General features: G+C 63.0%; 13 protein-coding genes. 8 read left to right on the plus strand and 5 right to left on the minus strand.

Translation table 11 applies throughout. The features are described 5' to 3' along the window. The 4 genes from BRC58_01455 to egtC all read right to left on the minus strand — a co-directional run. The coding region (locus BRC58_01455; GenBank protein ID PSP19295.1) for an IS701 family transposase at window positions 1-312 on the minus strand (312 nt) is incomplete at its 3' end. A gap of 69 nt (window positions 313-381) precedes the next feature. After that, a complete protein-coding gene (egtD, locus tag BRC58_01460) occupies window positions 382-1410 on the minus strand; it encodes an L-histidine N(alpha)-methyltransferase (protein PSP19284.1) in 1029 nt (342 codons plus the stop codon). Window positions 1411-1450: 40 nt separating this feature from the next. Then, a complete protein-coding gene (locus tag BRC58_01465; protein ID PSP19296.1) occupies window positions 1451-2704 on the minus strand; it encodes an ergothioneine biosynthesis protein EgtB in 1254 nt (417 codons plus the stop codon). After that, window positions 2673-3482 carry an ergothioneine biosynthesis protein EgtC gene (gene egtC, locus BRC58_01470; protein PSP19285.1) on the minus strand — a complete coding sequence of 270 codons (810 nt, stop codon included), beginning with the start codon at window positions 3480-3482 and terminating at the stop codon, window positions 2673-2675. Before egtC ends, BRC58_01465 begins: the two co-directional genes overlap by 32 nt. A 195-nt stretch (window positions 3483-3677) precedes the next feature. Here egtC and BRC58_01475 point away from each other — a divergent pair, with 195 nt between their 5' ends. From BRC58_01475 to BRC58_01495, 5 genes are all read left to right on the plus strand, one after another. After that, complete coding sequence (locus BRC58_01475) at window positions 3678-5375, plus strand: hypothetical protein (protein PSP19286.1); 1698 nt, start codon at window positions 3678-3680, stop codon at window positions 5373-5375. Window positions 5376-5403: 28 nt separating this feature from the next. Next, the gene (locus BRC58_01480) at window positions 5404-5772 is read left to right on the plus strand and encodes a hypothetical protein (protein PSP19287.1); all 369 of its coding nucleotides are present in this window, start codon (window positions 5404-5406) and stop codon (window positions 5770-5772) included. A gap of 47 nt (window positions 5773-5819) precedes the next feature. After that, a complete protein-coding gene (locus BRC58_01485; protein PSP19288.1) occupies window positions 5820-6368 on the plus strand; it encodes a hypothetical protein in 549 nt (182 codons plus the stop codon). A gap of 440 nt (window positions 6369-6808) precedes the next feature. Next, window positions 6809-7078, plus strand: a complete 270-nt coding sequence (locus BRC58_01490; GenBank protein PSP19289.1) for a hypothetical protein — start codon at window positions 6809-6811, stop codon at window positions 7076-7078. A 50-nt stretch (window positions 7079-7128) separates the two neighbouring features. Then, the gene (locus BRC58_01495; protein ID PSP19290.1) at window positions 7129-8010 is read left to right on the plus strand and encodes an epoxide hydrolase; all 882 of its coding nucleotides are present in this window, start codon (window positions 7129-7131) and stop codon (window positions 8008-8010) included. Between the two features lie 10 nt (window positions 8011-8020). Here BRC58_01495 and BRC58_01500 read toward each other — a convergent pair whose 3' ends face one another. After that, window positions 8021-9817: a hypothetical protein gene (locus BRC58_01500; protein PSP19291.1), complete on the minus strand. Its 1797-nt coding sequence runs from the start codon at window positions 9815-9817 to the stop codon at window positions 8021-8023. A gap of 120 nt (window positions 9818-9937) precedes the next feature. Between BRC58_01500 and BRC58_01505 the strand changes: the two genes are divergently transcribed. The 3 genes from BRC58_01505 to BRC58_01515 are packed head-to-tail and all read left to right on the plus strand — an operon-like array spanning window position 9938 to window position 11760. Next, window positions 9938-10297 carry a hypothetical protein gene (locus BRC58_01505; protein PSP19292.1) on the plus strand — a complete coding sequence of 120 codons (360 nt, stop codon included), beginning with the start codon at window positions 9938-9940 and terminating at the stop codon, window positions 10295-10297. Between the two features lie 37 nt (window positions 10298-10334). Continuing rightward, on the plus strand, window positions 10335-11429 hold the full coding sequence (locus BRC58_01510) for a hypothetical protein (GenBank protein ID PSP19293.1): 1095 nt from the start codon (window positions 10335-10337) through the stop codon (window positions 11427-11429). Then, window positions 11200-11760, plus strand: a complete 561-nt coding sequence (locus tag BRC58_01515; GenBank protein ID PSP19294.1) for a hypothetical protein — start codon at window positions 11200-11202, stop codon at window positions 11758-11760. The genes BRC58_01510 and BRC58_01515 overlap by 230 nt, the downstream gene beginning before the upstream one ends. Window positions 11761-11950 lie beyond the last annotated feature (190 nt).

Consider the following 11950-nt stretch of genomic DNA (forward strand, 5'->3'; position numbering starts at 1 on the left):
CGTCTCGTCGACAATGAGCGTTCCGCCTTCGCCCTGGGCCAGCAGGTGCTGCTGGGCGTAGCGGACGAGCTCGTCTCGCACGGCATCTGCACTCCAGCGGGCTGGACCCAGCAGTCGCTGGAGACCATCCGGGGTGGCCTTGCCGGCCTGTTCGGCCAGTTGCCAGCCGTTTTTGCGTTCCAACTGAGCCAGCAGGCCGCGGAGGTAGTTTTGGGCCTGCTGGCTCAGGTCGCGGCGAGTAAAGTGAGGGCCGAGCTGCGCCAGTAAGGCCTGCCACTGCTCGCTCCAGCTTGATACGGTTATGGCGTCCATAGATTCCCTGGTTGGCGACCCCTCGATTGCCCGCCACAGCAATTATAGAGCTAATCCGCGACTGTAGTACTAAGCGGCCTCCCGCCGGCACAGCACCAGGGCAAACCACTGCTGGGGGTCGGTCCAAACTGCGATGGGGGGCAGCCCTTGCCGCTGCAGCTCGGGCCGGATCCGATCCAAATCGAACTTGCGCGAGATCTCGGTGTTGATGGTCTCGCCGCACTCGAAGGGAACCGTTAACGCCAGGCGCTCGAGGCGGACTGAATGCGCCTGCAGGCAGCGCAGGTAGGTCTCCACCTGCCCGCGCTCGGTGTTGTAAAACGTCCAATGCCGGAACAGGTTGGGATCGAAATCCCCATCAAAGCGCCAATTGAGATGGTGCAGTAGGTTGTAGTTGAAGGCCGCGGTGATCCCCTGGCTGTCATCGTAAGCGGCCTCTAGCGTGGCAGCGTCCTTTTGCAGGTCTAGTCCCAACAGCAGGCAATCGCCGGGTGCTAGCGACTGGGCCATGAGGGCAAAAAACGCATCGCTTTGCGCGCGATCGAAATTGCCCAAGCTGCTCCCCAGAAACGACACCAAGCGCGCCGGTAGCGGCGATGGCCCCATGCGGGCTAGGGCCTGCTCGTAAGTGGCAACCAAGCCGCGCACTTGCAGCTCGGGGTAGTCGGCCAGCAACTGGTGGGCGCTGGCTTCCAATATGCCGGCGCTGACATCAATGGGAACGTAGCGCAGCGGGGCGCCGCGCGCTCGGTACGCATCCAGCAGGATCCGGGTTTTGGTGGCGCTGCCGCTGCCCAGCTCCACCAATTCGCAAGGACCGGTAATGCGAGCTAGCTCGGGGGCACAGTCGCGCAGGATTTGCGCTTCGGTGCGCGTTAAGTAGTACTCGGGTAACTCGCAGATCTGCTCGAACAGTTGCGAGCCCCGGTCGTCGTAAAAATAGCGCGAGGGCAGTGATTTGGGAGCCTGGCTCAGCCCGCGCATCACGTCACTGCCCGCCTCGCCGGCGTCACTGGGATCGAGCAGCCGCTCGATGGCCAGCCGCTGCTCTGGGGTGGATTGGGTCGAGCTGCTGGGGGCAGGCGAATGGGATGGCATTGCAGAGTTGGTAGGTCGCGCCTTCTCGGGCGAGCCCAGTTTAAGGGGAATCGCTGGCGCAGCGAAACCCGGCAAAGAGCTGGCGCACCCCAGGCAGGTACCAATTGCGCCAGCTGTTGCGCAGCGCCCAAGGGCGCGTTGCCCAGCTGCCGCCGCGCAAGACGCGATGCTGGCCGTCGAAAAAGGCCTGGGAGTAGCCCCAGTAGGGATAGCAAGCAAAACCGGGATAGCCATCGAACCCGGAGGCCGTCCACTCCCAGACATTGCCCAGCATGTCCTCGCAACCGGCTGCGCTGCGCCCTTGGGGGTAGGTGCCAACGGGGGTGGTGTGGCCGACAATCGTGTCGTGATTGCAAGCGCGCGCGCTCGGCGCTGCCTCGCCCCAAGGGAACGTCCGGGCAGCGGCGCCATCCCAGCTGGCTGCCTTTTCCCATTCGGCTTCGGTGGGCAGGCGCTTGCCGGCAAAGTGAGCGTAGGCTTCGGCCTCGTAGGCGCTGACCCCGCAGACGGGATGGTCGTCCCAATCCGGCGAGAGGGCCCTGTAGAGCGAGCCGGCCACAGGCTGGGCCTGCAGCCACTGCCATCCCGCCTGGGACCACCAGCGGCGGGTTTGATAGCCCCCTGCCGCAATAAAAGCGCGGAACTGCCGGCAGGTCACCGGGTAGCGATCAATGGCAAAGGCATCCAGCTCGACCCAATGCGCCGGCCGTTCGTTGTCCTGGGCGCTGGCGTCGCTGCCCATCCGGAACGGGCTAGCGGGCACGGTCACCATGGCACGATCGCGCTCGGGGGCGGCATCGGCGGCTGGCGGCACGACTGCTTCATGCCCGCAGGCTGCCGCGGGGTGGCGCTGGAGGGCCTGAATGAAGGTCACGATCTCGCTGTGCTGGCACTCGTGCTGGATCAGCCACCACCAGAGCCGATCGCGCTCGCCTGCTAGCGGGGCATCCGCCAAGTAGGCCAGCACCTCGGCGCGGACGCGATCGGCGTAGCCGCGCAGAGTCTCAAAGGCGGGCAGGTGCTGCCGCTGGGCCTTGGGCAAGCCGTTGGGGTCGAACAGCTGGCGGTACTCGGGGCGCAGCGGGCGCCAGCCGGCACAGCGCTCGCGGATCCAGAACGATTCCACATCGGCGATGTGCCCCAGGTGCCAGCCGATGGGACTGAAACCGGGATGGGCTTGCTGGCAAAAGCGCTCGCGATCGACCCCCTCAAACAGCGCTAGCGTGCGGCGGCGGCACTGCTGCAGGGCATCAAAAATGGCCTCACGCTTGGAGCGAGCGGATGCTAACCGCACCATCTGTCCCCACACCCAGGGTACTGTTCTCCGGACAACGCTCCCAGTCTGCGTCAAACAGGGGTTCGGAGGCAACGATCGCGGCGTCGGGGTGGGCGCTGCTGCCGCGCAGCCAGTACAGGCTGGGGGCAGGGGATTCGCTGGCGCAGCGCGCGGCGATCAGCTGCTGGCCGTCGGCCAGCAGGACGTTGGCGCAGAAGTAGACGCCAAAGGCGCGCGCCATCTCGCCCAGTTGGGCCAGCGCGTTGACCAGCGCCTGTTGCAGCGAGATGCCGGCAACCGTTTGGAGCTGGTTGAGGATGAGGGCAAACAGGTGTTCGGAGTCGGTGGTGCCCTGGATGGCTTGGTAGATTTCGTCGCTGAGGGCGTTGCGAATGGGGCGGTACAGGGTCTGGCGGAAGCGATTGATGTAGCCGTTGTGGGTAAACAGCAGGCGATGGCCCACCGAGAGATTCTCGCTGCTAAAGGGCTGGCAGTTGCTGAAATCGACGGACAAACCGGGCGTGGCGCTGCGAACGTAGCCCAGGATGCAGCTCGATTCGACGTAGCGGCTCAGATGCGGCAGGTTCAAATCGCTCCAGATGGGGGCTGTGTTGCGATAGCGGAAGGGATCGCTCGAGCGCGCGCAGGCGTACCACCCCAACCCGAAGCCATCCGCGTTCATGAGCGCCTCCATCTCGCGGGGTTGATAGCTCTGCACGACCAGCGAATGCTCCGGGCCATACAGCAGCTCGTCCAGGCCAACGGGCGGACCGAGGTAACCGAGTAGGCGGCACATGGTTGCAGCGCGTGACGAACGGTCCTTCCCATTCTGCCTGCTGCCCCCGGCGGCCCCGAGTCGCGATCGCGACCTTGCATCTGTCCCCGCTGTCTGGGAGGATGGGCGCGATTAAAGAGTGTGTAGTTTTGTATACTAGAGGTTAAAAGCGTTTAACCGAGCGGTCCCCGCCCGATTGGGCGCGCTCCCCATGCCATGGCTGTTTCCCAACGGACGTTAGGCCAACGCGTACTCAACGGCTACGATCCCGCCGCGATCGGGCGCTACTATCGCTATCGCCCCCTGACGCTGATCGGGCGCATGCTCCACATCACGTGGCTGTTGGGGAGTTTCGGCCTGCGGCTGCAGCGCGATCGCTGGCAGGGCCGCGAAACCCAGCGCATCCAGCAGCGCGCCCGCGAGCTGCGCCAGATCCTGACCCGGTTGGGGCCCAGCTTTATCAAGATCGGCCAGGCCCTCTCCACGCGCCCGGATCTGGTGCGCCAGGACTTTCTGGATGAGCTAACCAAACTGCAAGACGAGCTGCCACCGTTTCCCAACGCGCAAGCTTGGGCCATCATCGAGCGCGAGTTGGGGCGCCCGGTTGGCGAGGCCTTCCGCGAAATCTCGCCCCAGCCCGTTGCGGCGGCCAGCCTGGGGCAGGTCTATCGCGCCGTTTTGCCCGATGGCGAGGTGGTCGCGGTTAAGGTCCAGCGCCCCAACCTGGTGGCCGTGCTGTCGCGCGATTTGCTGCTGTTGCGCTGGGGGGCCTGTTGGCTGGGACCTTGGCTGCCGCTCAACCTGGGCCACGATCTGAGCGCGATTGTGGATGAGTTGGGCACTAAGCTGTTTGAAGAAATCGACTACCGCAACGAGGGGCGCAACGCCGAGCAGTTTGCGGCCAACTTCCACGCCGATCCCCACATTAAAGTCCCGCGGGTTCACTGGCCCTACAGCAGCGTCCGCGTGCTGACGCTGGAGTGGATCGAGGGCTACAAGCTCACCGATGCCGATCGCATCCGCGAAGCGGGCCTAGACACGGACGCCCTGATCCGCATTGGCGTCATTGCCGGCTTGCGCCAGCTCCTCGAGCACGGTTTTTTCCATGCCGATCCCCACCCGGGCAACTTGTTTGCCATGCCGGACGGGCGCATGGCTTACATCGATTTCGGCATGATGGACCGGCTGAGCCAGCACGACAAAGAAACCATTGCCAGCGCGATCGTACATCTGATCAATCAGGATTACTACGCCCTGGCCGAGGACTTCACCGAGCTAGGCTTTCTGGTCCCTGGGACCGACTTTGAGCCCATCATCCCGGCGTTGGAGTCCGTGCTGGGGGATGCCATGGGCGAGCGCGTGCGCGACTTTAACGTCAAAACCATCACGGACCGGTTCTCGGCGGTGATGTACGACTACCCCTTCCGCGTGCCGGCGCGGTTCGCGCTCATTATCCGCACGCTCATTACCCAAGAGGGGTTGGCGCTGCGCCTCAACCCCAACTTCAAGCTGGTTGAGGTGGCTTATCCCTACGTCGCGCGCCGGTTGCTGCGGGGCGAATCCCCGCAAATGCGGCAGCGCTTGCTTGAGGTGCTGTTTAAAGACGGCAAGTTCCAGTGGCAGCGGTTGGAGAACATGCTGGCAATTGCGCGGGCCGATGCCCGCTTTGACATTCTGCCCACGGCGCAGCTCGGGTTGCAGTACCTGCTCTCCGAGGAGGGCAGCGACCTGCGCCATCGACTGCTGCTGGCCCTGACCGAAGATGATCGCCTCCATACCGACGAAGTCCAGCGCATCTGGCACTTGATCCAAGACGACCTGCAACCGAGCCGCCTGCTGGGCGCTGCGCTGGAGGCACTCGCCCCCCGCCCGAGCGAGTCGAGCCAAGACATTGCCCCCTCGCGCTCGGGTTGAGGTTACCGTTGTTCTGCTGCTGACTGGCATGTATCCGTTTCCCCAACCGCCTTACTTGCTACTTGTCGCCGGGCTGCTGGTCGGCATTAGCTGCGGCTTGGCCTTCCAAGCCAGCCTCAAGCAAAACGTGCGCGGGCGATCGCTGCAGCCCGAACCCATCGATCGGCCCCTCCACCGCGACGGGCAGCTGCTGCTGCCGTTTTTGGGGATTTGCAGCGGCATTTGCGTTTTTTTGGCAGCCGGGCTGGAGATCTTTAGTATGGCCCGCTGGCTCGCCTACGCGATCGCGCTGCCCCTGACAGGGCTGATGGGCGCTTTGATTTGGTCGCAGCTCGGGAAGCTGCTGCTGCAGCTGCAGCAGGGGGGCTCGCAGGCCATCGATTTGGATTCGCTCTAGCGGCCTGCGTGCTAAGTTGCTCGTGATGCGCTCAACCGACAGGGGCGATGTGGGTTAGCAACCCCATAGGGGCCCGCGCGCTGCAAGACCTGGTGTTTGTGGCCCTTGCGGGGGCTTTTTTGCTACTAGCCGGTTGGGCTTGGCGCCGCACGCAAGCTTACACACTGCCCCGTCCCTACCCGGGCTGGTTTCGAATCTGGTTTGTGAGCGTGCAGCTGATGGGGGGCCTCCTGCCACTGCTGGCCTGGGCCTGGAGCGCGTGGCAGGGACTGGCTGGCGCCGCCACCTTCTGGAGCTCCTACCTGGCCGTGCTGGGCCTGCAGATCCTGTGCGAGAGCCTAACGCTTCGGCAGTTCCGCTCGGTGGTTTGGGTGATGGTGCCCTACTTGTTCGTTCCCTACCGTCTCTGGCAGCTCTACGACGGATGGGCGCTACTGCCGGAGGCCTCGCTGGCAATGCGCGTGCTGCTGGGACTCAACCTAGCGGTTTGGCTGGGCAACTACCTGCTGGATCTGGCCCAGCTGCCGCGCTTGTTCCAGTGGCCGTTGCAGGCAGAGGCTGAGGACCCAGCAAGCCGGCAAACCGCGAGCTCTTAGCCCGCGAATAGCGCCAGCGTGACAAAAGCCATCACGCCCCCTGCAATCGCCCCGGCGACGAGGAGCAGCAATCCAGTGCGATTGAAACGGTCCGACATGGCTGCAACCTCCAAAGGGACTCGCTCGGAAGGTTAGCACGCGGTGCAGGGGCACGTAAGACAGCGGCAGAACCGGCCCTTGCAGGACGGCACTTTGCAGTCAATTGGGCGGCCGCAAATGTTGCGCGCCCTACCGATCTAAAGTTGCTGCCGCAATTGGGAACAGAGGCGACACGCTGCCTGTCTTATTACAACGACAAGCCTGCCCTAGCCGGTTGGGGCAGGCTTGTTAGTTGACCGTTCCATGGGTGGGATCGAAGTTCACCAATTTTTCATATCTCGCTTGCTAGCTTAAAGCTGGCACTCGCTAGGAAAAACAATTCCATGCCGTAAGGAGGGCATATGGTCGCCGAACTAGCCATTACCCTATTGCTAGCTGTCACCTTCCTGTGGCTTTTTTTTGGCATTGTACTGGCTTTGCCCCACGCCATTGCTTACGAACGTCAAGCTCGGCTTTATGCCCGCAGCTGGCAGCAACGATGCGCTGACTGGCGCTTGGGCACCGCCATGCTACTGCGAGCCGCGTTGCGAGAAGATGGCCCTACTTGGCTAGCTCAAGCATTTTCGCACAAGCTGGCGCTAAGCCCGGACCAAGGCACGATCAAGCAATAGGCAGCACTATTGTGCCAGAGGCGTGAGCTTACCTCCAGCGCAAATAGGCCATGGCCGTTCTAGAACGCGACTGGACCCATGCTTCGATCAAAACCAATCGAGTCCAGTTGCACTACGTCACCCAAGGGCAAGGCCCGCTGATGGTGATGCTGCACGGATTCCCCGAGTTTTGGTATTCCTGGCGTCACCAAATCCCCGAGTTTGCCTGGGACTACACAATTGTTGCCCCCGATTTGCGGGGCTATAACGATAGCGACAAGCCCCAGGCCGTCTCCGCCTATGCCATGACGGAGCTGGTCCGGGACGTAGCAGGCCTGATTCGGGGGCTGGGCTACGAGAGCTGCGTTTTGGTCGGCCACGACTGGGGCGGCGCGATCGCCTGGCATGTTGCGTACGCTCACCCCGAGCGCGTAAACCGCCTAATTGTAATGAACATTCCCCATCCAGCCAAGTTCGGCGAGGGATTGCGAACGCCGCAACAATTGCTGCGGAGTTGGTACATCTTTTTATTTCAACTGCCGCTGGTTCCCGAATGGCTGCTGCAGTGGAATGATTACCAGGCGATCGCGGCTGCCTTCCAAGGCATGCTCATTGACAAGACGGCCATCGCACCGGCCGAGCTTGAGGCTTACAAGGACGCGGCTGCCAAGCGGGGAGCGCTAACGGGCATGGTGAACTATTACCGCTGCGCCTTCCAAGACTTGTTCGAGCTGCCGCGCATGCGGTGGCGGCAACTTGAGGTGCCTACTCTCATGGTGTGGGGCGAGAACGATGCCGCCCTGGGCAAGGAACTCACCAACGGGACGGACGCTTACGTCCGCGATCTCCAAATGCGCTACATTCCCAACTGCAGTCACTGGGTCCAACAAGAGCAGCCCCAATCAGTCAACCGCTACATGCGCGAGTTTTTGCAGGCATACCGGAACGCCTAAAGGGACCTCCTTATCTGTCACCTTGAGCGATTGCCCGCGTGGCAAGCATGGGGCAAATCTCGGCTGGAGGCAGGCCTGGCGCAACCAGAAATCCCTGCATCTGGTCGCAGCCCAACTCGGCCAGCATCCGGTACTGCTGCTGCGTCTCTACCCCTTCGGCGACTACGGTCAGCCCCAGCTCCTGGGCCACAGCAATGATGGCTTGGACGATGGCGCGATCGCGCGGCCGGACATCAACTCCTTGAATGAAGGTGCGATCGATTTTGAGGGCATGGACGGGCAGATCGCGCAGGTACTGAAAGGACGAGTACCCCGCGCCAAAGTCATCAATAGCAAAGCTAACGCCCAGCGCGCTTACCTGTTGCATGACCGCGATGACTGTGCCGACATCCTCAATGAAGGTGCTCTCGGTCACCTCGAGAATCAATCGCTCCGGCGCCAGGCCGGTTGCGGCCAGGGCCTCCTCGACGGCAGCGGCGAAGTCCTCCTCCAGCAGTTGCGCGGCGGCGACGTTCACGGCCACCGTGCTGGCTTGGCCACTCGAGCAGCAAGGCCAGCTCTGGGCTTCGCGGCAAGCCTCGCGCAGCGCCCAACGGCCCAGTGGTTGGATGGCCTGAGCGCTCTCGGCAGCGGGGATGAATTCGCCTGGCGACACGCGCCCGAGCTCTGCATCGTGCCAGCGCATGAGGGCTTCCGCGCCAATCACGGTGCCATTCGCAAACGCAATCTTGGGCTGATAGACCAGATAGGGCGGGCTGCCGCTCGATTCGTCCAGCGACTGCATCAAGCGGCACTCCAGGGCCGCCATGAGGTCGGTATTGTAGGTGCGGACGCTCGAGGCACCGGTGGGCGCTTGCGCCTGCATGGCCTGCAGCGCGCAAGCCACCAAATCCTCGCCATCGGCGGCATTCGCCGGATGAACGCTGACGTTAATGCGCGCGCTGAGGGCAGCCGACTCGCCGTGCACGGTTAGTGGTTGCTCGAAGGCCTCCCGGACCAGCTCCGCCTCATGAGAAAGCTGGCTTTGGGGGTCGGTTAGCGACTGCACGACCAAAAAGGTGTCATCGTACCAGCGCCCGATGGTGGCCTCGGCGTCCAAAGCTTGCTCCAGCCGGTTGCTCACCTCGCTCAAGAGCACGTTGGTGTAGCTGGCGCCGTGAACGACCAGCAGCTCGCGCAAGCCCCGGATGCCCACGGCCGCCACCATCAAGCTGCCGCCCGTCTCGTGCAGGTCCTGGATGCCATCCTGCACGCGCTGCCGCAGGCGCTGCTGGCCGGCCCGGCCGGTGGCTGAGTCGATGGCTTGGGTCTGCGCGCTCTCGGCAAAGCGGGCAATAGTGCCCTCGGCAATTTCGGCTAATTCCTGCAGCAGCTGGCGTTGGCGCTCGTCCAACGTTCGGGGCTGGTAGTCGAAGATGCAAAAGGTCCCCACGATCTGCCGGTCCGGTCCCCATCGCACTGGAACCCCGGCGTAGAAGCGGATGTAGGGCGCCCCTACAACGAGCGGATTGGCCGCAAAGCGGGGGTCTTGGGTGGTATCCGGTACGACTAGCGTGTCGTCGTTCGCGATGGCGTACGTGCAAAACGCAGCGTCGCGCGGGCAACCCGTGCCCTCAAGGCCTAGCGGGGCCTTGAACCACTGCCACTGCCGGTCCATGACCGGGACTTGGGCCATGGGGACGCCAAACAGCGTGCGGGCAAATTCGGCAATGGGCTGGAGGTGCTCGTCCGGGATCTCGAGGGTTCGAGCGGCAAACAGCGCCTCAATGCGCCCATCCTCATCCGGTGGCAGCGGAGCTGATGTCATAGTCCTGCACTACATTCTGGGCTGCTAAAGCTGGCGTACTGGCCCCAGGCGCCAGCACGCTTGCCATGCGGGGGCGACGGCTGCGACCTTAACCTCGCAGGGCCTGCCAACAGGAATGCCATGGAACAGTTGTTGCCCACCATGCCAGCCGGCCCGCTGGGGACCTTTACCATCCTGCTGCTGGTGAGCCTGTTCGTCCCGCCGCTGGCACAGCGGCTGCGGCTGCCAGGATTGGTGGGCTTGATTGGGGCCGGTGCCGTGCTGGGCGAGCACGGCCTCAACTGGCTCGATGCCGATAGCGAGACCATGCAGCTGCTATCGGACATTGGCAAAATCTATTTGATGTTCGTGGCCGGGCTCGAGATCGATCTGGCCGAGTTCCGGCGCGCTAGGAATCGGTCGCTGAGCTTTGGGGTGGCAACCTTTGTCCTGCCATTGCTGGCAGGTCTGTTATACCAATTCTCGTGGCCTGTGCACTAGATTCTAATCCCCGGAACTCCCTCAATATAGGAGTTATGTGTTTTTTGCGGGCGTGCATCTGCTCCTCAAATTGGTATTAGTGGGTCGTGCCTTTGGCAGTGGTTGGAATGCTTCCCTCCTGCTGGGCTCGCTCATGGCATCCCACACGCTGCTGGCCTATCCCATCGTCTCGCGGCTGGGCGTGGCCCGCAGCGAACCGGTGGTGGTCACCATTGGCGCAACCATCTTTACCGACATTGCGGCGCTGCTGCTGCTGGCCGTCAGCATCTCCATTCATACTGGTGGTTTTTCGCCGCTAGGCTTAGTCGCTCAAGTTGCAGGGTTGGCGCTCTATGCGACCGTCGTTCTGGTGGGCTTCGACTGGGCTGGCAAGCGTTACCTGCAGCGCACTGGCGACGAGCAAAGCAATCAGTTCTTATTCGTGCTGCTAGCCGTTTTTCTGGCCTCAGTAGGCGCGCAGGCCATCAACATCGATCGCATCGTTGGTGCGTTTTTGGCTGGGCTCGCCGTCAACGACGCAATCGGCCGCAGCCCGGTGGAAGAAAAAGTGCAGTTTGTGGGCAGCTCGCTGTTCATACCGTTTTTCTTTATCGACATTGGCTTGCTCGTCGACGTTCCGGTGTTTGTTGAGACGCTCGCGACGGAGCTGGGGTTGGCGGCTGCGGTTGTCGCTGCGCTTGTGGGGAGCAAGTTCCTGGCTGCGTTGGGCGTCGCCCGCTACTTCCGCTATAGCTGGAACGACATGGCCGTTATGGGCTCGCTGTCGCTGCCGCAAGTGGCAGTAACCCTAGCAGCAGCCCTGGCTGGGGTGGAAGCGGGGGTCCTGAGCGAGAAACTGTTCAACGCCGTCATCGTACTCATGCTGGTCACGGCCCTGTTGGGGCCGCTGCTGACCGAGCGCTTTGCCAGCAGGATGCCGCTTCCCGAGGCAGCGGTCCGATGGGGAGCCGCTGGGCGACGCCACCTCGACCGAGCGCGAGCGAGCAGCCGATCGGCCTTTTACGGTGGTCGTTCCTCTCTCCGATGCCGGGCAAAAAGCCGATTTGCTGGCCACGGCGGCGCTGCTAGCGCAGCACGAATCGGGCCAGCTCGTACCGCTGGCGATTGTCCCCTCGCGGGCCCGCATGGATGACCCCCAGCTCGAGACCGCCATTGCCGAGGCCGAGCGGCACCTGGATGCGGCTGGCGCGGTGGAAAATCAGCTCTCCGTTCCCACGCGGCGCTACCTGCGTATCGATAGCGACCCGGCTGAGGGCATCAGCCGCGCGGCGCGGCAGTACGACGCCGATTTGATCGTCATGGGCTGGCAAGATACAAGCCGGTTGCAGGCACGGCTATTCGGGACGACGACCGAGCGCGTGCTGTGGTCGGCCCACTGTCCGGTTGCCGTCGCGCACCTGATTGCCCCGCCAAGCCAGTTCGAGCGCATCCTGGTCCCGGTCAAAACCCTCATACCAATTTGAGCAGCAGATGCACGCTTGCCAAACAGCATGACCCCCATATTGAGGGATTCCTGGAGATCGGAATCTAGTGCAAAAGCCACGAGAATTGGTATCATCCCATTTTCCGGAGCTAGCGCACTAGGATAGAGGTGGTGAGCTGAAGTTAGCCATGACTACCGTCTTCAACACCGAGATTGCCGAGTCCCCCCAG

Source organism: Cyanobacteria bacterium QS_8_64_29, from assembly GCA_003022125.1.
In the GTDB taxonomy this organism is placed as follows: Bacteria; Cyanobacteriota; Cyanobacteriia; order Cyanobacteriales; family Rubidibacteraceae; genus QS-8-64-29.

Excerpts from the sequence above, each read along its gene's own strand:
- BRC58_01495 (PSP19290.1), top strand. The coding sequence starts at position 7,129 with ATGGCCGTTCTAGAACGCGACTGGACCCATGCTTCGATCAAAACCAAT.
- egtC (PSP19285.1), bottom strand. The coding sequence starts at position 3,482 with ATGTGCCGCCTACTCGGTTACCTCGGTCCGCCCGTTGGCCTGGACGAG.
- egtD (PSP19284.1), bottom strand. The coding sequence starts at position 1,410 with ATGCCATCCCATTCGCCTGCCCCCAGCAGCTCGACCCAATCCACCCCA.
- BRC58_01505 (PSP19292.1), top strand. The coding sequence starts at position 9,938 with ATGGAACAGTTGTTGCCCACCATGCCAGCCGGCCCGCTGGGGACCTTT.
- BRC58_01490 (PSP19289.1), top strand. The coding sequence starts at position 6,809 with ATGGTCGCCGAACTAGCCATTACCCTATTGCTAGCTGTCACCTTCCTG.
- BRC58_01485 (PSP19288.1), top strand. The coding sequence starts at position 5,820 with ATGTGGGTTAGCAACCCCATAGGGGCCCGCGCGCTGCAAGACCTGGTG.
- BRC58_01475 (PSP19286.1), top strand. The coding sequence starts at position 3,678 with ATGGCTGTTTCCCAACGGACGTTAGGCCAACGCGTACTCAACGGCTAC.
- BRC58_01500 (PSP19291.1), bottom strand. The coding sequence starts at position 9,817 with ATGACATCAGCTCCGCTGCCACCGGATGAGGATGGGCGCATTGAGGCG.
- BRC58_01480 (PSP19287.1), top strand. The coding sequence starts at position 5,404 with ATGTATCCGTTTCCCCAACCGCCTTACTTGCTACTTGTCGCCGGGCTG.